Below are 23,205 nucleotides of genomic sequence, written 5' to 3'. Positions count from 1 at the left end.
AATGCAAACCCAATTGGGAGAGTCGCCTGTGTCGTCCGAACTGCCCGCTTCCGAACCGTTCGTTGCCAACCCGGCCGACGCCGCGGCGAACACGCATTGCAGCGCCGCCGATTATGACCGGCTCTATGCACAGAGCATTGCCGACCCCGACGCTTTCTGGGCCGAACAGGCACAGCGGATCGACTGGATCAGCCCACCGACGAAGATCGCCGGCTGGTCGTATGACCCGGTCGAAATCAAATGGTATGAGGATGGCGTCCTCAACCTTTGCCACAATGCGATCGACCGGCACGTTGCGGCAGGACATGGCGAGCGAACCGCGATCATCTTTGAACCCGACGCCCCCGATGGCGAGACGCGGCACATCAGCTACGCAGCCTTGCTCGCCGACGTCATCCGTTTCGCAAACACGCTGAAGAAAATGGGCGTCCAGAAGGGCGACCGCGTCACCATCTATATGCCAATGATTCCCGAGGGCGCGGTGGCGATGCTCGCCTGCGCGCGCATCGGCGCGGTGCACAGCGTCGTGTTCGGCGGCTTCTCGCCCGAGGCGATCCACGGCCGGATCGAGGATTGCGGCAGCGACTGGGTGATCTGCGCCGACGAAGGGTTGCGCGGCGGCAAGACCGTCCCGCTAAAGGCCAATGTCGACAAGGCGCTCGAACGCGTCGAGGTGAAGGCGGTGCTCGTCATCGCACACACCGGCGGCGACGTCGCGATGAAGGAAGGCCGCGACCATTGGTACGATGCGCTTTCGGCCTACGTCGACGCCGACTGCCCGTGCGAGCCGATGAATGCCGAGGACCCGCTCTTCATCCTCTACACCTCGGGATCGACGGGCAAGCCCAAGGGCGTGGTCCACACGGTCGGCGGCTACAGCGTCTGGACCGCGAGCACCTTCTATTATGGCTTCGACTATCGCCCTGGCGAGATTTTCTGGTGCACCGCCGACATCGGCTGGGTCACCGGACACTCCTATGTCGTCTATGGCCCGCTTCAGAACGGCGCGACGACTTTGATGTTCGAGGGAGTGCCCAATTATCCGGGTCACGACCGCTTCTGGCAGGTCGTCGACAAGCACAAGGTCAACATCCTCTACACCGCCCCCACCGCGATCCGTGCGCTGATGCGCGAGGGCGACGATTATGTCACGCGCCACGATCTCGGCTCGATCCGACTGCTCGGCAGCGTCGGCGAGCCGATCAATCCGGAGGCATGGCGCTGGTATCACCAAGTCGTTGGCAAGGGCCGCGTCCCCGTCATCGACACCTGGTGGCAGACCGAAACCGGCGGAATCATGATCACCACTCTGCCCGGCGCGCATCCCATGCAGCCGGGCAGCGCAGGCAAGCCCTTTTTCGGCATCCGCCCCGAACTGGTCGATGCCGACGGCAAGACGCTCGTCAGCGAACAGACCGGCGGCGCGGCCGAGGGAAATCTATGCATCACGCACAGCTGGCCGGGGCAGGCGCGGACGATCTACGGCGATCACGCGCGCTTCGCTGAAACCTATTTTTCGACCTACAAGGGCAAATATTTCACGGGTGACGGCTGCCGCCGCGATGGCGAGGGTTACTGGCGGATCACCGGGCGCGTCGACGATGTCATCAACGTGTCGGGGCATCGCATGGGCACCGCCGAGGTCGAAAGCGCGCTGGTGCTGCACGATCTGGTCGCCGAGGCCGCCGTCGTCGGCTTCCCCCACGATATCAAGGGCCAGGGCATCTATGCCTATGTGACGCTGAATGCCGGGGTCGAGCCGACCGACGAGGTTGCCGCGGCGCTGAAGCAACAGGTTCGCTCCGAAATCGGCCCGATCGCCACGCCCGATCATATCCACCTGACCCCCGGCCTGCCCAAGACTCGCTCGGGCAAGATCATGCGCCGCATCCTGCGCAAGATCGCGGAGAACGACTTTGGCTCGCTGGGCGACACATCGACGCTGGCCGACCCCAGCCTGGTCGATGGGCTGATCGAGGGACGCAAGAACCGATAACGGCGCGCTCTTGTAACGCAGAGTGTCCTCGCGAAGGCGGGATCACACGGCTTATTCCGTCAGCGTCACGTCCTAAAAATGAAAATCCGGCAATTCTGCGAGCGCGATACCCAGCGCCTCGGCCCAGCCGTTGGCGACGCTGTCGAAATAGGGGTCGCCGCGCTCGAACCGCCGCTCGCGGACGGTGGTAAAGTCGTCGCGTTCGTGAATCTTGAGGTCGATCGGCAGGTCGACCCCGGCGTTGGCGCGGATCGTCGAATCGAATGAGACGCAGAGCAGCTTCACCGCATCCTCGAACGACATGGCGGGATCGTAGGAGCGCACGATAATCGGCCGGCCATATTTGGTCTCCCCGATCTGAAAGAAGGGATTATCCTCACCTGCCTCGATAAAATTGCCTTCGGGATAGATAAGGAAAAGCCGGGGTTCGGCGCCCTTGATCTGCCCGCCGACGATCAGCGACGCGCGGAACAGCGACTCCGCCGCCGGTCCTTCGTCGCTGTGGCGCATGACGATCTGGCGCAGCGTCTCGCCGACGATCGTCGCGACCGCGAACATCGACGGCGCGGCCAGAATGGAAGGGTGTCGTTCTTCGGGCGCCTTGGTGCGTTCATCGAGCAGGCTGACCACCGCCTGCGTCGTCGCAAGATTGCCCGCCGACATCAGCGTGATCACCCGTTCGCCGGGCAAATGCCAGCTGCGCATCTTGCGGACCTGCGAGATGTCGTCGACGCCCGCGTTCGTGCGGGTGTCGGACATGAACACCAGCCCCTTGTTCAAACGCATGCCAACGCAATAGGTCATCGAATCCCGTTTCCCCGCCCCGGATAATCTGGTTGCCCGGTCCGCTTATTGCTGGACCTGCAATTGAACAACCAGATTTTCCTGCGCCGCGCCATAGCGCATCCCGCGAACCGGGGCCGCGTCGCGATAGTCGAGCCCCGTGGCAACGCGAATATAGCGCTGGTCGGGTGAATGGCCGTTGCTGACGTCGAAACCGATCCAACCGATATGATCGAAATGCGCCTCTGCCCAAGCGTGCGTCGCATCCTGCTGCGTCCGGTCGTTCATCATCAGATAACCCGACACATAGCGCGCCGGGTGCCCAAGGTGCCGCATCGCCGCGATAAAGATATGGGCATGGTCCTGGCACACCCCGCCCTCGCCGCCGAGTGCCTGCTCGGCGCTTGTATCGGCATCGGTCACCCCGATCTGATAGGCCAGCCGATCGATGATCAGCGCCGACAGCGCGTGGGCCCGCTCGATGTCGCTGGCATGGTCGCGGCCAAGCTGTGCGGTCAGCGCGCGAACATGCCGTCCCGCGCGCGTCAGGGCAGTCGGGCGCAGGAAAGTCCATAGCGGCATTGCACCGCGATGCGCCCCGATCACCCCGTCCCAGCTTTCCAGCTCGACCTCGCCATGACAGCGGATCGTCAGCTCGCGCGCCCCACCTTCCACCGCGATCAGGTCGATCCCGTTACCATGATGGTCGGTGTAGTGAAGCTGCTTCGCGCCGCCCTCGATATCAATCGCCCAATTCACGATATGCTGCTGGCCGGGGCGGTCCTTCGGCGTCAGTTTCAGTTGTTGCAGCGCATAGCGCACCGGGGCGTCATAATGATAACGGGTGATATGTTCGACGAACAAACGCATGATCGGACGCCCTATTCCACAAACCGATAGTCGCGCTCGACCTGCCGCGCGAGCGCGGCGGTGTCGCGCAGAAAGCCGGTGACATATTGGTGCAGACCGCCGTCGAAGATTGACTGGATCGGGGCATCGAGCTTTTCGTGGACCAACGCATGGGCCATCCGCCGGGCCTCGATCTCTTCGCCGTACAGCCTTTGAAGTTCGTTCAGGTGATTTTCCATCCGCTCGCTGCAAAAGGTCAGGCTGCGCGGCATCTGGCGATAAAGGATCAGGAATTCGGCGATCTTCAAGGCGCTGATCTCGGCGCCATAGAGCCAGCGATAAGCGCGGTGCGCCGACACCGACCGCAGGATCGTTTCCCACTGCACATTGTCGATCGAGGTGCCGATGTGCGCGACCGACGGCAACAGCAGATAATATTTGACGTCGAGGATACGCGCGGTGTTGTCGGCGCGTTCCAGAAAGGTGCCCAGCAGCGCGAAATGATAACCGTCGTTGCGCAGCATCGTGCCATTGAGCGCGCCGCGCACCTGCGCGCTTTGCTGGCGGATCGTCGTCAGCACGTCGGGCAGGTCATCCTCTCGCACCGGGCGTTTCAGCAGCGCGACGAGCGTCATCCAGCTGGTGTTGACCGCTTCCCACGTCTCGCGCGTCAACGCGGTGCGCGCGGTGCGGGCATTGTCGCGCGCCTGCTTGATCACCGAAAGGATGCTCGACGGGTTCGCAGGGTCGCGGAGCAGGAAGTCGATCACCCGTGCCGAGCTGTAATCGCCATGCGCCGCCTGGAACGCCTGATTGACCCCCGCGGTCACGAGGACCGATTTCCATTCGGCAGCGGCCGTGCTCGACCGGGTCAGCGCGATGCGGAACCCCGCGTCGATCAGGCGGGCGTTATTTTCGCTGCGCTCAAGATAGCGCGCCATCCAGAACAGCGAGCCTGCGGTTTTGCCCAGCATCAGTCTTCCAATACCCAGGTGTCTTTGGTGCCGCCGCCCTGGCTCGAATTGACGACCAGCGACCCCTTGGTCATCGCGACCCGCGTCAGGCCGCCGGGCGTAATCGTGATTCCCTGCGGCGACATCAGCACGAAGGGGCGAAGGTCGACATGGCGCGGCGCCAGCCCCTTTTTGGTAAAGATCGGCACCGTCGACAGTGACAGCGTCGGCTGCGCGATATAATTGCCCGGATTGGCTTCCAGCTTCGCGCGAAAGGCGGCGAGTTCCTTCTTGCTCGCCGCGGGGCCGACCAGCATCCCGTATCCGCCGGACCCATGGACTTCCTTGACCACCAGTTCGGGCAGCCGGTCGAGCACTTCGCGCAAATGCTCGGGTTCCGAACAGCGCCACGTCGGCACATTGGGCAGCAGCGCCTTTTCGCCGGTATAAAATTCGATGATGTCGGGCATGTAGCTGTACAGTGCCTTGTCATCGGCAATGCCGGTGCCCGGCGCATTGGCGATGGTGATGCCGCCGGCACGGTAGACGTCCCAGATGCCCGGCACGCCAAGCATCGAGTCGGGACGGAAGTTCAGCGGGTCGAGGAAATCATCGTCGACGCGGCGATAGATCACATCAATCGCCTTATAGCCCTGTGTCGTCCGCATCGCGACGCGACCGTCGACGACGCGCAGGTCGTGCCCCTCGACCAGTTCGGCCCCCATATGGTCGGCAAGGAAGCTGTGTTCATAATAGGCACTGTTATGGATGCCGGGCGTCAGCACCGCGACGGTTGGGGTCCCGCCGCACGCGGGCGGCGCGCAGGCCGCCAGCGATTTGAGCAGGTTGATCGGATAGTCGCTGACCTCGCGCACCGGAACCTTTGCGAACAGCTCCGGAAACATCTGGAGCATCGTCTCGCGATTCTCGAGCATATAGGACACGCCCGACGGGGTGCGCGCATTATCCTCCAGCACGTAAAATTCATTGGCGCCGGTGCGCACGATGTCGGTGCCGCTGATATGGGTATAGATGCCGCCCGGCGGGTCGAGCCCCATCATCATCGGCAGGAACGCTTCGTTACCGGCGATCAATTCGGTCGGCACACGCCCCGCGCGCAGGATTTCCTGTCGGTGATAAATGTCGTGGAGAAAGGCGTTCAGGGCGCGCACGCGCTGTTCGATGCCCCGCGACAGGCGGCGCCACTCGCTGGCGGAGATGATCCGCGGAACGACATCGAACGGGATCAGCCGTTCGTCCGCGTCGCTGGCGCCATAGACGTTGAAGGTAATTCCCGTGGTTCGGAACAGCGCCTCGGCCTGTTGCGCCTTGCGCTGGATGCGCGCCACATCCTCGGCCTCGAACCACCCACAATAGTCTCGATAGGGCGACCGGGTCCCGCCCTCCTGGCTCGTCATTTCGTCGAAAAATGAAATGCGCCTGCCCTTTCCACGCAACATGCCGTCCTTTGCCGCGCGCCCGAGATTTCGGTATGCGCGGCGCTCCAAGTTCCTGCTGCTGCGTCGCCCGCCAACTGCATGGTCGCCGGGATTATACAACCGATGCTAATCGCGCCCGCCTGCCTTGGCAAGCGCGCTCATGACGCATGGTGTTACCGTAACATCAACGACTTGCCGCGCGCCCCCGAAGCGCGCGGCAGCCGCATCAAATGGCGCCGTGGCAATGCTTGTATTTGCGGCCCGACCCGCACGGACAGGGCGCGTTGCGGCTGATGTCGAGCGCCGCATAGGGATTGTCGCCATCGGGCAGGTCGGGACGCGGGATCTGCATCGGCGGCAGCGTGTTGGCGATCAAGCCCAGATCGCCGCCGTCGATATCGGCGCTGTTATCCTCGCCCGTAAACGGATCGATGTGCGTCGTCAGGAAATCGGGCAGGTCGGGCAGCGGCATCGGCTCCGGCTCTTCAAAGCGCAGGTCGATGCGCGCAACGGTGCGCGTTACATCCTCGCGGATGTTCGACAACATGCGCTCGAACAGGGCAAAGGCTTCCTGCTTATATTCATTGATCGGCTGCTTCTGCGCATAGGCGCGCAGGAAGACGACCTGGCGCAGCGCATCCAGCGTCGACAGATGCTCTTTCCAATGATGGTCGAGCGTCTGGAGCAGCACCGATTTTTCGATACCCCGCCACGTTTCCTCGTCGACCAGCCCTGCCTTTTCGGCCGCGGTCGCATCGGCCGCCGCCTGAATGCGTTCCTCGAAAATTTCGGCGTCGACCGCATCTTCCTGCATCCAGTCGTCGATCGGAGGCGACAGGTCGAGGATGTCTGCGACGCGCTCCTTCATCTGTTCGATGTTCCACTGTTCGGGATAGCTGCCCGGCGGGCACGCGTCGGCGATGATCGCATTCACCGTTTCGGCGCGCATCGCCGCCATCACCTCGTCGACGGTCTCGCTGTCGATGATTTCGCCGCGCTGTTCATAAATGACCTTGCGCTGGTCGTTCATCACATTGTCATACTCGACCACCTGTTTACGGATGTCGTAATTGCGCGCCTCGACCTTCTTTTGCGCGGTCTCGATCGCCTTCGACAGCCATTTCGACCCGATCGCCTCGCCGTCCTCCAGGTTCTTGTTCATCATCTTGGAAAACAGCGTGTCGGGGCCAAAGATGCGCAGCAGGTCATCGTCGAGGCAGAGGTAGAATTTGGACAGGCCGGGGTCGCCCTGGCGCCCCGAACGGCCGCGCAGCTGGTTGTCGATGCGGCGGCTTTCGTGGCGCTCGGTCGCAAGCACGAACAGCCCGCCAGCGGCCTTCACCGCCTCGCGCTCCGCGGCGACTTCGGCCTTGATCCGTTCGATCGCGGCGTCGCGCTCGGGGCCTTCGGGCAAATCCTTCAACTCGTCGTCGATCCGGAATTCTTCGTTGCCGCCCAATTTGATGTCGGTGCCGCGGCCCGCCATATTCGTCGCGATCGTCACCGCGCCGGTGCGGCCCGCCTGTGCGACGATATGCGCCTCGCTTTCGTGGAAGCGCGCGTTGAGGACGCTGTGCGGCACACCTTCCTTTTCAAGGAAGGACGACAGCAGTTCGGACTTTTCGATCGACACCGTGCCGACCAGAACCGGCTGGCCGCGCTCGTTCGCTTCGCGGATCGTCTTGGCGATGGCGCCGAACTTGTCGGTGATATTCTTGTAGAACTCATCTTCATCGTCGATGCGCGCGATCGGGCGGTTGGTCGGGATATTCACGACATTCATCTTGTAGATGTCGAAGAATTCGGCGGCTTCGGTCGCCGCGGTGCCCGTCATGCCCGACAGCTTCGGATACATGCGGAAATAATTCTGGAAGGTGATCGAAGCGAGCGTCTGATTTTCGGGCTCGATCTGCACGCCTTCCTTCGCCTCGACCGCCTGGTGCAGGCCGTCCGACCAGCGGCGCCCGTCCATCATGCGGCCGGTGAACTCGTCGATGATCACGACCTTGCCGTCCTTGACGATATAGTCGGTGTCGATCCGGAACATCTGGATCGCCTTCAGCGCCTGATTCACGTGATGGACGACCTGGGTATTTTCGATGTCATACAGATTGTTGCCCTGAAGCAGGCCCGCGGCTTCGAGCAATCGCTCGACATGCTCGGTGCCGTCTTCGGTCAGGCTGATCGCCTTGGACTTTTCGTCCTTCTCATAATCATCCTCGGTCAGGTTGAGCACGACTTCGTTGACGCGGATGTAAAGTTCCGACTTGTCGTCGGTCGGGCCGGAGATGATCAACGGCGTGCGCGCTTCGTCGATCAGGATCGAATCGACCTCGTCGACGATGCCGAAATTGAATTCGCGGTGCACCATCTGCTGCCGGTCGAACTTCATATTGTCGCGCAGGTAATCGAAGCCGAGTTCGTTGTTCGTCGCGTAGGTGATGTCGCTGTTATAGGCAGCGCGACGCTGCGTTTCGTTGAGGTTCGGAACGATGATCCCAGTGGTCAGGCCCAGGAAGCCATAAACGGTGCCCATCCATTCGGCATCGCGCGTCGCGAGATAATCGTTGACCGTGACGACATGGACACCCTTCCCCTCCAGCGCGTTAAGATAACAGGGCAAAGTCGCCATCAGCGTCTTGCCCTCGCCCGTCGCCATCTCGGCGATTTCGCCGCGATGGAGGACGACGCCGCCGACCATCTGCACGTCGAAATGCCGCATCCCGAGTGTGCGGACCGCGGCCTCGCGGACCGTCGCAAAGGCTTCGGGCAGGATATCGTCGAGCGTTTCACCGGCCGCCAGGCGGTCGCGAAATTTCTGCGTCTGCGCCTGCAACCCGGCGTCATCGAGCGCCTCCATCGAAGGCTCGAAAGCGTTGATCTTGTCGACGATCTTGCGGATCGAGGCGACATAACGGTCGTTGGACGAGCCGAACAGGCTCTTGGCAAGGCCAGCAAACATGGAAATTTCCTTGGAATTGGGAATGACGGGGCAGCGATCGTCGCCGCGTGAAAAAGCAAAAAAGGCCCCTGGACGGGGCAGCGGCGCCGTTCGGGACGGTCGCCGGGACGCGGCAGCCCTATTCGAGTGCGCGGTCGCTGCCGGTAAGAAGGCCAGGAAGATGGGGCGGAGGTGCCTTGCGCGGTTTGCCGCTGCCGCCCGCGGTGCGCCGTGTCGGGACGGTCGTCGTCGGGCGACGCTCGGCATCGCCGGCCTCCGCCTTGCCGGCCGTTTCGGCCAGCATGACCAAGGCCCCCATCGCCGCCGGGACGGCGGGCGCGGCAACGGCCCGGTCGGCAGTCGCCAAGCCGGTCAGCAATGCCAAAAGGGTCAGCAATAACCGCAAAATACGCCCCTGATCACATTCCGAAGGCGTGAATTATTATACCCCGGAGCCTGAATATAGGGTGAAAGCCGGTTTGCGTCCAGAGATTCGCGCTATGGCGTCGGCGGCGCCGGCTTTGACGCAATATCCTCGACCGAGAGGTCGGTGTGAAAAACAATGCGACGCGCCACGGGTCGGCCACGTTCGTCACGAAAAGGCGCGTATCGGCTCGCGCCGCCGAAAATATCGCACGGCGAAATTTCCGGCTGCGGCGACGCCAGCTTCCCGGTTCCGCTGAACTGGCAGTCGCTGGCGCTGCCATCGACGTTGATCACGATCGACATCGTCGCGCTGCCGGGCTCGCCCAAGGGAAACGGCATTGGCGCCTCGGGCGTCGCATCGCCGGGCGTATCGGCGCTCGGCAGCATCCACGCAAAGCTTGCGGCAAAGGTGGCGGCGGCGGGCTTTCCGGCGCCATCGAGCGCCGGCAAGAACGCGCCCTCGCTCCGCATGAGGTCGCAGGCGGCCTTGTCCAACTCATCCGATCCGCTGCCCGCGGTCACGGCGCAATCGGTTACCTTGCCGAGCGGATCGATCTTGAGGTGCATCCGGACGATCCCTTCCACACGCGCGCTGCGCGCCGCGGCCGGATAATGGTCGGCGGGATCGAGTAGCCGCATGGCCGGGCTGGGGAGCGCACCGCGCGGCCAATTGTCCAGGAAATCTTCCTCCAGGAACGCCATCGCCGGGTCGGGGGCACCGGCCCCCCGGGGTATCTGCCAGCGGACGCGCGTGCGGTACGTGCCGCCGACCGGTTTACCCGCCTGATCGCGGCCGGGATTAAAGCGCGCGCGCTCCATCGCGAGCCGGCAGGTCGCCGCATCGAGTTCGGTGTGCCCGCTGGGCGATATAATGTCGCACGTCGTTGGCATTCCGCCAGCATCATAGTTCAGGCGAAAACCCGTCGTGCCTTCCATTTCTTCCATCATCGCGCGGATCGGATAATCATCGCTCGTGATCCAGGCGCCGGGATTGTCCGCCGGGCTCCCCGGCTGCGACAGATCGGCGGCCAAAAGAAAGACTATGGCTCCGCTGAATATCATCCCTGCGCCCCCTTACCCCAGCTGCGGATTAAGCCCCTTCACTTCGATAAGAAAGCTCTTGGGCTTCTTGAACAACTTGCTCTTGCGGTTGACCTTCAGCCCGACCGCCTCGGCCAGTTCCATGACGAAATGGACGCAATTGCGCTTGTTCAGGCTGTAACTCGGCTGGTCGCGGTCGCGCCACTCGGCTACCTTTGCCAGCACGCGCGCATAGGTCGCGTCGTCTACCGTGACATCGAACTGGTGGTCGCTCTTCTCGATATAGTCGGACTTGGACGATTCGACCTTGCCCTTCACCGATCCGAACAGGATGGCGGGGCTGACCGAGACCGCCGTAAAGCCGTAGTTGCTGTCGACCGCCTCGCCGGTTGCATCAACCCGTCCCTTCATCATGATGAAGGCGTGCGGAAAACGGTCGCCGAAATCATGGCTGTAAAAGCTGATGACCACCTCGGCGCGGGCCGGGGCGGCAAGTCCGGCACACAAAAGCAGCAAGGACAGGAGGATCAGGCGCAGGCCGCGAGTCATCGCCGCCCTCTTAGCCATGCGCCGTCCGCCTTGCCAAGCCGCGATTGCCGCTTGACGGGCACGTCAACTTCGCATCTTTGTCGCACTGACAATGATGTAAGGAGAGGCGCGATGGCACGGAAGGCGATTTTCATCACCGGGGGCGGATCGGGCATTGGCCGCGCCGTTGCGCGCCATTTCGCGGGGCAAGGCTGGTTCGTCGGAATCGCTGACGTCAACCGCGCCGGGATCGACGAAACCGCTGCGCTGCTGGGCGACGGTGCCGCGTCGCGCCACGTCATGGACGTGCGCGACCGCGATCAATGGAAGGCCGCGCTCGACGAATTTTCCGCGGCGAGCGGCGGCCGCCTCGACGTCTTGTTCAACAATGCGGGAATCGGGTCGGGCGGCCAATATATGGACATGGCGCCGGAGGAAGCGGACCGGCTGATCGCGATCAATTTCGGCGGCGTCGTCAATGGCATCTACATGGCGCTGCCGCTGCTCCGCGCCACGCCGGGATCGACAATCCTCAACACCGGGTCGGCGTCGGGATTTTATGGGGTCGCGGGTCTCGCCGTCTATTCCGCCACCAAATTTGCCGTGCGCGGACTGACCGAAGCACTCGAAATCGAGTTCGCCAAACATGGCATCAAGGTGCGATCGCTGATGCCGGGCTTCATCGACACGCCGCTGCTCGATCAGGTGAGCGCCGACAGCAACGAACCGGCGCGCAGTCGCCTGTCCGCGAGCGGTTTCGAGATCGTCGCCGTCGAACGCGTCGCCGAAGCGGCGTGGGCCGCGGTGCACGGCGACCAGGTGCACACGACCGTCGGCAAGATGGCAAAGCGCCTGTCACGCCTCGCGCGCTGGTTCCCGGGACTGATCGTCCGTCAATCAAAGAAGATAGACGGGCTGGGTGCGACGGGGCACTGACGGATAGGGCGCGAAAGTCGACTCTTGTCGGCTATTTCGCAGGTCCGCAGGTCACCGCTCCGCTGCCGACGTTGCGGACCGTGCAGGTCGGGCGGCCGAGCACGACGGTTTTACCGACCCCGCGCGCGGTAATCGCCGCGCTCTTGACCGCGCGCAGAATATGGTCGCCTGCACCCTCGCTGTCGCTGATCAATTCATCGACGGCCAGCGAACCGGCGTCGACCATGCCGGCGCCCGACAGCGTCATGCGCGCCTGCTTGGCGGCGCCGCCGAGGGTCATCGTGCCGTTCCCGATCATCGCGACCGAAAGCCGGTCGGTGGCGATCTGACCGACGGTGAGCCGTCCGGGACCACTCAACCCGACCGTTGCCCGCTGTCCCTTTAACGCATCGACCTGTAACGATCCCGCCCCGGCGAGCGTCGCCGAGCGCAGGTTCGCCGCGTTCACTCGGACGATCACCGGCCCGCGCGGCCCCCGGCGGCGCTCGTCGCCTGCAAACTGCCGTTCGCCGATCACCAGCTTTCCATCGCGCGCTTCGACACTCAGCCGGTCGAGCGCATCCTGCGGGCCGGTCGCAACCGCGCTGACGGGCGCGCGGTTCACCACCTCGACCGTCACATCGGCGTTGACCTCAATCGCCTCGAAACTGGCGAGGCCGAACCGCCTTTCGGCGGCAGATGCGGGACCGGAAAGGCACAGGGCGGTCGCCGCAATCGCGGCGTATCGGGCGGCGCATGATCTGGCAGGGGTCATGGTGCCGCCTTAACCCGTCCGGGTCGGCGGCACCAGCATCGTGTCATTTGCAACTGACAGTGCCCGAACCCATCTGGCGCTTCGTACAGCTTGCACCGCCCGCCAGCGTCACATCGCCCGAACCCAGGATGCTGATATCGGCCTGGCCCGTCGCCTGCGCATCGACATTGCCCGATCCCGTCACCGACACCTCCAGCGTCGCCGCGGCCAGGCCTTCGGCGTCGATGTCACCCGATCCTGTGACGCTCAACTCGCCGGCTTCGATCGTGCCGCCAACGATCTCGATGTCGCCCGACCCCGACACGGTGACGTCGGCGCGCTTGGCCGTCAGCTTCGCGACCTTAAGGTCGCCCGACCCCGTCAGCACCGCTTCGACGGCATCGCCGTCGATACTATCGGCGTCGATCGTTCCCGACCCGGTCAGGCGCACCGCATCCAGGCGGGGCATGGTGATCGCGATATCCAGATCGTCATCGTCGCGGTTGGAAAAACTGAAACCCTCGCGCTTGCGACCGATCTTGAGTTGCGTCCCGTCGAGCCTGATTTCGAGCCGGTCGAGCGATTCCTGCTGCCCCCGCGCGGTAATCGAGAATGCATCGCCCTGGCGGATCGTCACATCGTCGGGGCCGGCGACTTCGACGCCGGTGAACCCCGTCAGCGCAAAGCTTTGGGTTGCGACCGGGCCGACACGGGCGGGCGGATCCTCCCGCTCGGCCGCCGTTTCGCTTTCCGACGCCGCGCCGTTACAGCCGGTGACAAGGACCAGCGGTAAAATCGCCATCATCCAGTTCCGCATCGTGCATCTCCTTTGTGTATTATTCAAATAACACACAAAGGAGATGCTGTCCAGCCGCCTACCAGCGCAGGAGGGGTGTCAGCAGGACGCGTCCGGCGATACCGGAAAGCGCGACGGCCAGGCCGTGCCACAGCGCGATGTGGATCATGTCGTTTGAAGCGCAATGCAATGCGACGATCGTGGCGCCCGCTGCGCCCGCCGCGATCCCGATCACCCAGCCCGCCCGTGCCGGCGATGTCGGCGCGCCGGCCTTGAGCCACGCGAACAATGCCGCGCCAACCCCCAGCCCTGCGAACACACCCTCGACCATGCAGCCAAGCCCGTTTTCGGGGCGCGCCGCTTCCATCGCGGCGTGGCCGTCGCCGAGCGCCATCACGAGCGCCGACAGCGGCAGCGCCAATGCCGCAAGGCCTGCCCAACGCCAGCCGCTGTAATCGCGCCCGACCCCCGGCAATCCCATGCGCAGTGCGCTCCACGCCGCGGCGAAGCCCAGCGCGACCACCAACCAGAAGGCCAGCAACGGCAGCGGCGGCATCATGATACCGCCCGCCAGATCGTGGCGCACGCCCGACAACCAGAACAGGGCCGCCGCCCCAGCCCCCCAGCCGGCGGCAACCCACAACGAACCGCGCGCCACCCGGCGCGGGCGCACCGGGGCAAGATCGCCGGCAAGGTCGTCGATCAGCTCGTCGATCGATAGGTTGCTCATTTCATTCGCTTTCAATCAGTCCTGCGAGTTTTTTAAGCCCGCGATGGATATTCACCTTCACCAGCGATTCGCTTTGCCCGCAAATCTGCGACGCTTCGGCAATCGAGGCACCCTCGATCTTGACCAGCGTGATCGCCTGCGCCTGTCCTGCCGGCAGCAGGCCCAGCATCCGGTCGAGGCTGAGCCGGGCGTGGACGGCCTCGTCCTCCGCCCCGACCGCGGCGTCATTGTCGCCCAGTTCGGCCTCGTCGCGCTGGCGGCGCAGCATATCGATCCAGCGATAGCGCGCGATCGCCGCCAGCCATGGGAGGAAGGGGCGTGCGCTATCCCAGGTCGCCAGCTTGCGATGCATCGACACCAGCGTTTCCTGGACCAGGTCGTCGATTTGCGCGGGCGCGATGCGCCGCGCGAAATAGCGTTCAAGCCACTTGCGGCTATCGGTGAGCAGCGCGCGATAGGCGGCGCGGTCGCCGCGCTGCGACGCCGCCATCAGATGCGCCAGCGAGGGCTCGTCGATGCTCATTTGTGCCGCAGCCTAGCAGCAAGCGCATCGAGCGAAAACAAGCCACCACCGCGCACGATCAATATCGCCGCCATCCCCGCCCACAGCGAATGGACCGGCCACCAGGCGTCGGGAAAGACGAACAGTTGGATGACGAGCGTCATGACAAGCAGCGCCGCCGCGGCGCCGCGCGTCGCAAGGCCAAGCAGCAGCAGCGCAGGGAAAAGATGTTCGGCAAAGACCGTCACCGGGACCGCGATCGCGGGGGCGAGCGGCAGGCCCGAAAATTCCGACGCAAACAGGTCATATTGCGATGGGTCGATTTGCAGGAAACCGCCTTCGATCAGCTTGGTCTGCCCCGAACGCCAGAACACCCCGGCCAGCGCCACGCGCAGCAGGAACAGCGCCAGTCCTTCGGGAATGCGCCCCCCCACCCATGCAACGCCGCGATCGTAAAAGGCGACAATCTTCGTCATCCGTCAAATCCTCTCGAAGGCCCCGGCGGCGATCAGCGCCGCGATGGCGGCGCCGCCGTCGGGATGGTTTTCGGCAAGCGGGGCGATGAGGTTACCGAGCGGGGAAAAATCCCGCGCCGCCTCGATCGCGGCCGCCGCGACGGGATGGATCGCCGACAGGTGCACTTCGGCCTCGGGACGCGTGATGAGCACTGCCGCGACATCGGGAGCAAGTGCCGGATCGACCAGCCGCGCTGCCCCGCTGGCAAGGCGCACGACCCGCCCGGCTGGGTGGGAGCGGACGAGCAGGCCCAGCAACGCGGCTTCGTCGCACTGGGCCAGGTCGGAAAGCGCGAGCGCCGCGGCATCGGCCGCATGATAGCTTTCGAGCCACGCCCGTTCGATACGCGCCAGGTCGCCCGCCAGCGGGTCCGCAAGCCAACAAGGAAACGCCGCGCCAATGTCGGTCAGCGAACAACGCTGCGCGCCGCCCGCATCGAGGAAGGCGCGCGACTGCCGGTTGAATTCGGCGTCGCCCAGATGTGCCCGCGTGCGGGGAAAACTGTCCTCGAGCGCGACGAGCCGCGCATGCGAGATGCTGTTCGCATGGACGCGCAGTCCGCGCAGCGCCGCCGCCTCGCCGCCCGCGAACAGGCCGTCGGGCAAATATGCCGGGCCATGCAGCAATGTCGCCGCGATCGCTGCCTGCGCTTCAAGCATCGGCCGGTTCGGCGACGAGCAGCGCATCGGCCTTCGCCACTTCGGCCATCAGCACCGGCCAGGTCGGCAGGTCGCTATCCCATTCGACGAGCACCGGCCTTGGCCCGCTGCGCGCCAGGAAGGCCGACAGCAGCGCCCAGCAATGCGGGCCGACCGGCGAGCCATGGTCGTCGATCGCGATTGTCCCACCCATGGTGTCATCCTTGCGCGCATGGCCTGCAACATGGATTTCGCCAACGAGGTGCGGATCGACGGCATCGAGCCAGGGCGCCGGGTCGAACCCGAGGTTGAACGCCGACACGACGACATTATTGATGTCGAGCAGCAGGCCGCAGCCGCTGCGTCGGCACAATTCGTGAAGAAAATCGACCTCACCCCAATCGTCGTGGGCATAGGCCAGATAGCGCGAGGGATTTTCGATCAGCATCGCGCGGCCAAGCCGGTCCTGCACCCGGCCGACCTCGCACACAAAATGGTCAAGCGCCGCTTGGCTGTACGGAATGGGAAGCAGGTCGGGAAATTTGTCGTCGGCGCCATTGCTCCAGCTCAAATGGTCGGACACCATCGCGGGGTTATAGCGCGCGCACAGCACCGCAAGCGCGTCGAGTTCGTCCGCATCGACCCCTGCGGCCGATCCGAGCGACAGACCGACCGAATGGAAGCTCAGCGGCATGTGCGCCGCGACGGCGCTCAGCCAGCGATGCGGAGGCCCGCCTGCGCCGAAGTAGTTTTGGGGGTGGACTTCGGCCCAGGCGGGCGCGGCGCCCTGCTCCATCGCTGCCAGCGCGTCGGCATGATGTTCGGGCTTCAACCCGAAACCGGCGCGGCGCGGCAAATCACGAAGCGGGCGGGACCGCATCGGGATCAGCCCTTCTTCTTGGCGACCGGCTTGGCGTTGCCGGCATGGGCCGCCAGCGTGCCGCCCATTTTTTCGCAACTGCCCTTGGGCACATGCTTCCAGGCATTGCCCTGGTAATCAACGGTCGACGTGCCGGCACAGCTTGTGCCCGGGCCCGCGGCGCAGTCATTCTTGCCCTTCAGCGACACGCCATAGCATTTTTCCTTCGCGCCATCGGCGGCGGCAGCGGGGACGGCGACGGCACCGGCGGCCATGGCGAGGATCGCCGAAGCGGCGAGCGACAGTTTCAGGCTATTCGACATGATATTTCTCCCTTGAGAATGGACGATGCGGGGGATGGCATCGACGACAGTTCGCGCCGACACGCCGAATGGTTACGGTCGTCCCGATGTCGATCGCGCCATCTTGTCGCCACCTTCGGCGCGCAGGGGGCTGTTTCCATATCAATCAGCGAGCCAGAGATGAGCGTAGCCTTTCGGCGCGAGAGCGACGACGAGCATAAAGAACCCGAATTCGAGCTGCCCATCCCGGTCGGCCCGAATCTTGTAACGCCGCGCGGTTTGCGCCTGCTCGGCGACGAGGTGGCGCGGATCGAGGCCGCGGTCGCTGCGACCAGCGACGAAGAGGCGCGCAAAAAATTGCTGCGCCGCCTGCGTTATTTCCACACCCGCCAATCGACCGCAGAGGTGCAGGTTGCGCCCGCCGACGGCAGCGTCGGGATCGGCAGCCGGGTGACCTATCGACTGAACAATGGCGACAAGACGATTACCATCGTCGGCGGCGACGAGGCCGACCCGGCGGCGGGTTCAATCGCCTTTTTCGCGCCGCTGGCCCGCGCGATCATGGGTGCCGAGGCGGGCGAGAGCGTCGAATATCAGGGCCGCGAGGACGCGATTGCGATCATCGCCGTCGAAACCGATCCGGAGACACAGGGATGAAAGACAAGTTCGAGCGCCATAAACAGCCGTGGACGGCGGCCGAGATCGACAAGCTGCACACGCTTGCGAAGAAGGGCATGGCGCTGAAGGCGATCGCCAAGGCGCTGACGCGCAGCGAGGAATCGGTCAAAGTTCGCGCCAAGACCGACGGATTGTCGATCGCCAAGCTGCACTGAGCCACCATGGAATATTTGCACAGCCCAACCCTCCCCCTCGATGGGGGAGGCAGCGAGACTTGGCGACATAGTCGCCTAGTCGCAGCGGAGGGGGTGCGCTCTCGGCCCGAAGCGATACCAAATGACCGCACCGTCACCCCCATCCAACTTCGCCATCTAAGGGGAAGGTAGCGGTGTCCGCCCAAGATTTTGACGCCATCGTGCTGGGCGCCGGCGCGGCCGGACTGATGTGCGCCGCCGTCGCGGGCGGGCGGGGCAAGCGCGTCCTGCTGCTCGACCACGCCGACCAGGTGGGGAAAAAGATCCTGATATCGGGCGGCGGGCGCTGCAACTTCACCAATGTGAATACCGCTCCCGACCGCTTTCTGTCGGCGAATCCGCATTTCGCGAAGTCGGCGCTGGCACGCTACACCCCCGCCGATTTCATCGCGCTCGTCGAACGTCACGGCATCGCCTATCACGAAAAGACGCTCGGCCAGCTTTTTTGCGACGGATCGGCGAAACAGATTGTCGCGATGCTGCTCGATGAAGCGGCAAAGGCCGGGGTTGAAATTCGCACCGGCCAATCGGTGCGCGAAGTCACTCATGCCGACGGCAAATTCGGTGTCCGGTTCGGCGACCAGCATCTCGTCGCGGCGGCACTCGTCATCGCGACGGGCGGACCATCGATTCCCAAGATGGGAGCTACCGGCTTCGCTTATGATCTTGCTCGCCAGTTTGGATTGAAGGTGGTCGAGCCGCGCCCTGCGCTCGTCCCCCTGACCCTCGGCGGCGACGATGTGCTGTTCCGCGACCTGTCGGGAATCGCCGCGCCGGTAGAGGCCTGCGCGGGCAAGGCGGCTTTCCGCGAGGCCGCATTGTTCACGCACCGCGGGCTTTCGGGTCCGGCAATCCTGCAAGCCAGCAGCTATTGGCGGCACGGCGAGCCGGTCACGATCGACTTCCTGCCCGATGCACCGCAAGGCTGGCTGATCGAGGCAAAACGCACCCGCCCGCGCACGACGGTGCGCGCGGCGCTCGGCGCGATGCTCCCGGACCGTCTCGCCGAAACGCTTGCCGAACGCCTTGCGCTTCCCGGCGAACTTGCGGCGCAAACCGACCGCAAGCTCTCCGATGCCGAGTCGCGGCTCCGACGTTGGATTTTCCGTCCCAACGGCACCGAAGGATTCGCCAAAGCAGAGGTCACCGTTGGCGGAATTTCGACGGCAAACCTATCCTCGCAAACAATGATGGTAAAATCCGTCCCAAACCTCTATGCGGTCGGCGAGGCCGTAGATGTCACAGGGTGGTTAGGCGGCTATAATTTTCAATGGGCCTGGGCAAGCGGACACGCTGCCGGACAGGTGATTTAAGCCCATTGAGCCCCCTTCTGTCGGCCTGTCACCGCACCGGTGGCCGCCTATATTATTGAGATAAAGATGACTTTCCAAAATCTTTCGCCCGTCCTTTCGGACGCCCTGGCCGCGCGCGGCTATGAAGCACTCACCCCGGTGCAGACGCATGTGACCGAAGCGGAAGCCAAAGGCCGCGATCTCCTCGTCTCGGCGCAGACCGGCTCCGGCAAGACCGTCGCATTCGGCCTCGCCATGGCCGACGAGCTGATCGAGGACGGCCGCTTGCCCTTCGCGACATCGCCGCTGGCACTCATCATCGCCCCGACCCGCGAACTCGCGCTACAGGTCAGCCGCGAACTCGCCTGGCTCTATGGCAAGGCCGGCGCGCGCATCGCGACCTGCGTCGGCGGCATGGATGCCAGCAAGGAGCGCCGCGCGCTCAGCCAGGGCGTCCAGATCGTCGTCGGCACCCCCGGCCGCCTGCGCGACCATCTCGAACGCGGCGCGCTCGACCTCACCGCGCTGCGCGTCGCCGTGCTCGACGAGGCCGACGAGATGCTCGACATGGGCTTTCGCGACGACCTTGAGGAAATCCTCGACGGCACCCCCGAAACGCGCCGCACGCTCTTGTTTTCGGCGACGCTTCCCAAACCGATTGTCCAGCTCGCGAAACGATACCAGCGCGATGCCCTGCGCATCTCGACCGTCGGCGAAGACCGCGGCCATGGCGACATCGCCTATCAGGCCGTGACCGTGGCCCCCGCCGATATCGAGGGCGCAGTGATCAATCTGCTGCGTCTGCACGAAGCCGAAACCGCAATGCTGTTCTGCGCGACGCGCGACAATGTCCGCCGCCTCCACGCCAGCCTGGTCGAACGCGGATTCGCCGCCGTCGCGCTGTCGGGGGAGCATAGCCAGAACGAGCGCAACCACGCGCTGCAAGCCCTCCGCGATCGCCGCGCGCGCGTTTGCGTGGCAACCGACGTCGCCGCGCGCGGTATCGACCTGCCGACGCTCAGCCTGGTGATCCACGTCGAAATCCCCCGCGATGCGGAAGCGCTCCAGCACCGTTCGGGCCGCACCGGCCGCGCCGGCAAAAAGGGCACTGCGGTCATCATCGTCCCCTATCCGCGCCGCCGCCGCGTCGACGGCATGCTGCGCGGCGCGCGGATCGAGGCCGCGTGGATGGACGCGCCGACCGCGGCAGATGTTCGCGCGCGCGACCAGGAACGGTTGATGGAAAAACTGCTCACGCCGCAAGAGCATGAGCCCGAGGATCTGGAACTCGCGCAGCGCCTGATGGCCGAGCGCACGCCCGAGGATATCGCCGCGTCGCTCGTCCGCTCGCACCGCGCGCTGATGCCGCCGCCCGAGGATTTGCTCGACAATGGCCCGCGCGGCCGCGACGCCGCCGGCCGTCCCGAGCGCGGCGAGCGGTTCGAGCGCCCCGAACGGGGCGGCGACCGCCGCGAGGGGTTCGAGGACGCCGTCTGGTTCCGCCTCAACATCGGCCGCCACCAGAATGCCGACCCGCGCTGGATCCTGCCCCTCCTCTGTCGCCGCGGTCATGTGAGCAAGAACGAGATCGGCGCGATCCGCATCGGTCCCAAGGAAACGATGTTCAACATCCCGCGCGCGATCGCCGACCGCTTCGCCGAGGCCGTGACGCGTACCGCGAATCAGGATGGCGAGGACGACAGCGGCGTTTCGATCACCCCCGCGCCGGACGGCCCGACCTATCCGCCCCGCCGCGACAAGAGCGGTCCGGGCGAGCGGGCGCCGCGCTCGACACTGGGCCGTGCGCCCGGCGGTGAGCGTTCGGCTCCGCGCGGCCCGCGTGGTCCCGGCGGCCAGGGCGGCAACGACCGCTACAAGCCCAAGCCCTACGGCCAGCGCAGCCCGCGCCGCGCGAAATAACGTCCCCCCTTCCCTTCCGGGAAGGGGCTTTCGCCGCATCGTCCTTGCGCTAGGTTGCCCGGCCCACCAGATGGGCCGGACAGCAGGAGCAGGCGCATGAAAGCGATTGAGGCCCTTATCGAAAGCCAGGGCGGACCTGAAGTCATCGAATGGCGCGACGTGACGCTCGGCGACCCCGGCCCCGGCCAGGTGCTGATTCGCCAGACCGCGGTCGGGCTGAACTATCTCGACACCTACCACCGCGACGGCACCTATCCCGTTCCCTTGCCCAGCGGGCTGGGGGTCGAATCCGCGGGCGAAGTCGTCGCTGTCGGGACTGACGTCCACGGGTTCCGACCGGGCGACCGGGTTGCGACCTTCGGTCCGGAACGCAACGCCTATGCCAGCGCGCGCATCGTCAGTGCCGCCTCGCTGTTCAAGCTGCCGCCCGACATCGACGACGCGACCGCTGCGGCCGCGCTGCTCAAGGCCTGTACGGTCGAAATGCTCGTCGAACGCTGCGCCAGGGTCGAGCCGGGTTCGACCGCGCTGGTCCACGCCGCCGCGGGCGGGGTCGGGCTGATCCTTGTCCAATGGCTGAAGGCGGTCGGCGCGACGGTGATCGGCACCGTCAGCACCGAGGCCAAGGCGCACGCCGCGCGCGAAGCCGGGGCCGACCATGTGCTGATGTACAAGACCGACGACGTTGCCGCGCATGTCCGCGAAATCACCGACGGCCAGGGCGTCCCCGTCACCTTCGACGGGATCGGCATGGCGACATGGGCGGTGTCGCTGAAAGCAACCGCGCGTCGCGGACTGATCGTCAGCTATGGCAACGCGGGCGGCCCGGTAACGGGGGTCAACCTCGGCATACTTGCCCAGCATGGATCGCAATTCGTCACCCGCCCGACGCTGTTCGACTATTATCTCCACCCCGGCGAGCGCGCAGCAGGGGCGGCGCGCGTGTTCGAGATGATCGCGTCGGGGGCGGTGCAAATCACCGTCGGACAGCGTTATTCATTGCAAGATGCGGCGCGCGCGCATGCCGACCTGCAGGCCGGACGGACGACCGGATCGACCCTGCTGATACCCGAACACCCATAAGGTCGCCCCCGCAAAGACAGCGCTTAGGGTCGGGACGCTAAGCCTTCAACCGTTCGGCGTGCCAGGCGACATGTTCGGCGAGGAAGGTCGAGATGAAATAATAGCTGTGATCATAGCCCGGCTGCATCCGGATCGTTGCCGCTTGCCCTGCCCGTTCGCACGCTTCGGCCAGCAGCGCCGTCTTCAATTGTTCGGCCAGGAAATTGTCGGCCTCGCCCTGATCGACGAGCAGATCGGGCACGCGCGCGCCGCCCGCGATCAGCGCGCAGGCGTCATATGCGCTCCACGCCTCGCGATCTTCGCCCAGATAATTGCCCAACGCCTTTTCGCCCCACGGACATTGCATCGGCGCCACGATCGGCGAAAAGGCGGACACGGATCGGAAACGATCGGGGGTGCGCAGCGCGACCGTCAGCGCGCCATGCCCGCCCATCGAATGGCCGGTGATCGCTTGTCGCGTCATGTCGGCGGCGGCAAATTCGCGCAGGATCAGCGACGGCAGCTCGTCCTCGATATAGGAACGCATCCGGTAATTGGCCGCCCAGGGTTCCTCGGTCGCATCGACATAGAAACCGGCGCCCAGCCCGAAATCCCATGCGCCGTCGGGATCGTCGGGCACGCCGTCCCCGCGCGGGGACGTGTCGGGGGCGATGAAGATCACGCCATGTTCGGCGCAAGCCGCCCGATATTCACCCTTCTCCATCACATTGGCGTGGGTGCAGGTCAGACCCGACAAATACCAGAGCACCGGCAGCTTGGTCCCCGGCTGATGATCGGGGACAAAGACCGCGAAGGTCATGCCGGTCCCGGTCGTCGTGCTCTGATGCGTGTAGACACCCTGCGTGCCGCCATGGCTGCGAACGGTGGAGAGGGTTTCAAGGGTCATGGATTTTCCTGCATGGGGATCGGCGCAACCAACGGCACATGGCCCCAATGGCGCAACAGGCCGAGGATTGCGGCACCCGACAGGCCAAGCGTGCCGGTGTTGCGCAGCGGATGGACATTCACCCTATCGGCGGCGGCCAGGCTTTCGTCGAGCACCACCGTAATGCTTCCCGCCTGGGCATTGA

24 protein-coding genes and 1 pseudogene are annotated in these 23,205 nt (G+C 64.8%); 7 read left to right on the top strand and 18 right to left on the bottom strand.

Features of this window, described 5'->3' with window-relative positions:
• Window positions 1–13 precede the first annotated feature (13 nt).
• Window positions 14–1,996, top strand: a complete 1,983-nt coding sequence (gene acs / locus A3E77_RS01070) for an acetate--CoA ligase (protein WP_458574395.1) — start codon at window positions 14–16, stop codon at window positions 1,994–1,996.
• 72 nt (window positions 1,997–2,068) lie between these two features.
• On the opposite strand, the gene A3E77_RS01065 is transcribed toward acs, so the two are convergent.
• From A3E77_RS01065 to A3E77_RS01030, 8 genes are all read right to left on the bottom strand, one after another.
• Complete coding sequence (locus tag A3E77_RS01065; RefSeq protein ID WP_293643053.1) at window positions 2,069–2,800, bottom strand: peptidase; 732 nt, start codon at window positions 2,798–2,800, stop codon at window positions 2,069–2,071.
• 45 nt (window positions 2,801–2,845) lie between these two features.
• Window positions 2,846–3,649: a transglutaminase family protein gene (locus tag A3E77_RS01060; RefSeq protein ID WP_293643052.1), complete on the bottom strand. Its 804-nt coding sequence runs from the start codon at window positions 3,647–3,649 to the stop codon at window positions 2,846–2,848.
• A gap of 11 nt (window positions 3,650–3,660) precedes the next feature.
• On the bottom strand, window positions 3,661–4,602 hold the full coding sequence (locus tag A3E77_RS01055) for an alpha-E domain-containing protein (RefSeq protein WP_293643051.1): 942 nt from the start codon (window positions 4,600–4,602) through the stop codon (window positions 3,661–3,663).
• A complete protein-coding gene (locus A3E77_RS01050; protein WP_293643050.1) occupies window positions 4,602–5,999 on the bottom strand; it encodes a circularly permuted type 2 ATP-grasp protein in 1,398 nt (465 codons plus the stop codon). The genes A3E77_RS01055 and A3E77_RS01050 overlap by 1 nt, the downstream gene beginning before the upstream one ends.
• 247 nt (window positions 6,000–6,246) lie before the next feature.
• Entirely contained in the window at window positions 6,247–8,982 is a 2,736-nt protein-coding gene (secA, locus tag A3E77_RS01045; protein WP_293643049.1) for a preprotein translocase subunit SecA, read from the bottom strand.
• 118 nt (window positions 8,983–9,100) lie between these two features.
• Window positions 9,101–9,346 (bottom strand): hypothetical protein, encoded by a 246-nt coding sequence (locus A3E77_RS01040; protein WP_293643048.1) that lies wholly within the window; start codon window positions 9,344–9,346, stop codon window positions 9,101–9,103.
• 113 nt (window positions 9,347–9,459) lie between these two features.
• Entirely contained in the window at window positions 9,460–10,449 is a 990-nt protein-coding gene (locus A3E77_RS01035) for an energy transducer TonB (RefSeq protein WP_293643047.1), read from the bottom strand.
• Window positions 10,450–10,461: 12 nt separating this feature from the next.
• A complete protein-coding gene (locus tag A3E77_RS01030; RefSeq protein WP_293643046.1) occupies window positions 10,462–10,977 on the bottom strand; it encodes a hypothetical protein in 516 nt (171 codons plus the stop codon).
• Between the two features lie 111 nt (window positions 10,978–11,088).
• Between A3E77_RS01030 and A3E77_RS01025 the strand changes: the two genes are divergently transcribed.
• Window positions 11,089–11,892, top strand: coding sequence for an SDR family oxidoreductase (locus A3E77_RS01025; RefSeq protein ID WP_293643045.1), 804 nt, complete (start codon window positions 11,089–11,091; stop codon window positions 11,890–11,892).
• Between the two features lie 31 nt (window positions 11,893–11,923).
• Here A3E77_RS01025 and A3E77_RS01020 read toward each other — a convergent pair whose 3' ends face one another.
• The 8 genes from A3E77_RS01020 to A3E77_RS00985 are packed head-to-tail and all read right to left on the bottom strand — an operon-like array spanning window position 11,924 to window position 16,989.
• Window positions 11,924–12,646, bottom strand: coding sequence for a head GIN domain-containing protein (locus tag A3E77_RS01020; RefSeq protein WP_293643044.1), 723 nt, complete (start codon window positions 12,644–12,646; stop codon window positions 11,924–11,926).
• Window positions 12,647–12,689: 43 nt separating this feature from the next.
• Window positions 12,690–13,442 (bottom strand): head GIN domain-containing protein, encoded by a 753-nt coding sequence (locus tag A3E77_RS01015; RefSeq protein WP_293643043.1) that lies wholly within the window; start codon window positions 13,440–13,442, stop codon window positions 12,690–12,692.
• A gap of 58 nt (window positions 13,443–13,500) precedes the next feature.
• Window positions 13,501–14,151, bottom strand: coding sequence for a DUF1109 domain-containing protein (locus A3E77_RS01010; protein WP_293643042.1), 651 nt, complete (start codon window positions 14,149–14,151; stop codon window positions 13,501–13,503).
• Between the two features lies 1 nt (window position 14,152).
• Entirely contained in the window at window positions 14,153–14,674 is a 522-nt protein-coding gene (locus tag A3E77_RS01005; protein ID WP_293643041.1) for a sigma-70 family RNA polymerase sigma factor, read from the bottom strand.
• Window positions 14,671–15,129 carry a DoxX family protein gene (locus A3E77_RS01000; protein WP_293643040.1) on the bottom strand — a complete coding sequence of 153 codons (459 nt, stop codon included), beginning with the start codon at window positions 15,127–15,129 and terminating at the stop codon, window positions 14,671–14,673. The genes A3E77_RS01005 and A3E77_RS01000 overlap by 4 nt, the downstream gene beginning before the upstream one ends.
• A gap of 3 nt (window positions 15,130–15,132) precedes the next feature.
• Window positions 15,133–15,828, bottom strand: coding sequence for an HvfC/BufC N-terminal domain-containing protein (locus tag A3E77_RS00995; protein WP_293643039.1), 696 nt, complete (start codon window positions 15,826–15,828; stop codon window positions 15,133–15,135).
• Window positions 15,821–16,687 carry an MNIO family bufferin maturase gene (bufB, locus tag A3E77_RS00990; protein ID WP_293643038.1) on the bottom strand — a complete coding sequence of 289 codons (867 nt, stop codon included), beginning with the start codon at window positions 16,685–16,687 and terminating at the stop codon, window positions 15,821–15,823. The genes A3E77_RS00995 and bufB overlap by 8 nt, the downstream gene beginning before the upstream one ends.
• 5 nt (window positions 16,688–16,692) lie before the next feature.
• Window positions 16,693–16,989, bottom strand: coding sequence for a BufA1 family periplasmic bufferin-type metallophore (locus A3E77_RS00985; RefSeq protein WP_293643037.1), 297 nt, complete (start codon window positions 16,987–16,989; stop codon window positions 16,693–16,695).
• Window positions 16,990–17,148: 159 nt separating this feature from the next.
• Here A3E77_RS00985 and A3E77_RS00980 point away from each other — a divergent pair, with 159 nt between their 5' ends.
• From A3E77_RS00980 to A3E77_RS00960, 5 genes are all read left to right on the top strand, one after another.
• Window positions 17,149–17,625 carry a GreA/GreB family elongation factor gene (locus A3E77_RS00980; protein ID WP_293643036.1) on the top strand — a complete coding sequence of 159 codons (477 nt, stop codon included), beginning with the start codon at window positions 17,149–17,151 and terminating at the stop codon, window positions 17,623–17,625.
• Window positions 17,622–17,801: a hypothetical protein gene (locus A3E77_RS00975; RefSeq protein ID WP_293643035.1), complete on the top strand. Its 180-nt coding sequence runs from the start codon at window positions 17,622–17,624 to the stop codon at window positions 17,799–17,801. The genes A3E77_RS00980 and A3E77_RS00975 overlap by 4 nt, the downstream gene beginning before the upstream one ends.
• 173 nt (window positions 17,802–17,974) lie before the next feature.
• Window positions 17,975–19,153, top strand: a complete 1,179-nt coding sequence (locus tag A3E77_RS00970) for a BaiN/RdsA family NAD(P)/FAD-dependent oxidoreductase (RefSeq protein ID WP_293643034.1) — start codon at window positions 17,975–17,977, stop codon at window positions 19,151–19,153.
• A gap of 66 nt (window positions 19,154–19,219) precedes the next feature.
• Window positions 19,220–21,052: a DEAD/DEAH box helicase gene (locus A3E77_RS00965; protein WP_293643033.1), complete on the top strand. Its 1,833-nt coding sequence runs from the start codon at window positions 19,220–19,222 to the stop codon at window positions 21,050–21,052.
• A 96-nt stretch (window positions 21,053–21,148) separates the two neighbouring features.
• Window positions 21,149–22,135: a quinone oxidoreductase family protein gene (locus A3E77_RS00960; protein WP_293643032.1), complete on the top strand. Its 987-nt coding sequence runs from the start codon at window positions 21,149–21,151 to the stop codon at window positions 22,133–22,135.
• Window positions 22,136–22,172: 37 nt separating this feature from the next.
• Here the strand turns inward: A3E77_RS00960 and fghA are convergent, their stop codons facing one another.
• Both fghA and A3E77_RS00950 read right to left on the bottom strand, forming a co-directional pair.
• Window positions 22,173–23,021, bottom strand: a complete 849-nt coding sequence (fghA, locus tag A3E77_RS00955; protein ID WP_293643031.1) for an S-formylglutathione hydrolase — start codon at window positions 23,019–23,021, stop codon at window positions 22,173–22,175.
• A pseudogene (locus tag A3E77_RS00950) lies at window positions 23,018–23,205 on the bottom strand (prolyl-tRNA synthetase associated domain-containing protein); the annotation flags it as partial. The pseudogene A3E77_RS00950 and the gene fghA, both read right to left, overlap by 4 nt.

The organism is Sphingopyxis sp. RIFCSPHIGHO2_12_FULL_65_19, from assembly GCF_001830555.1.
Taxonomy (GTDB): domain Bacteria; phylum Pseudomonadota; class Alphaproteobacteria; order Sphingomonadales; family Sphingomonadaceae; genus Sphingopyxis.
The sequence above is the reverse complement of the archived record's forward strand: the minus strand, read 5'-3'. Positions and strand labels throughout refer to the sequence as shown.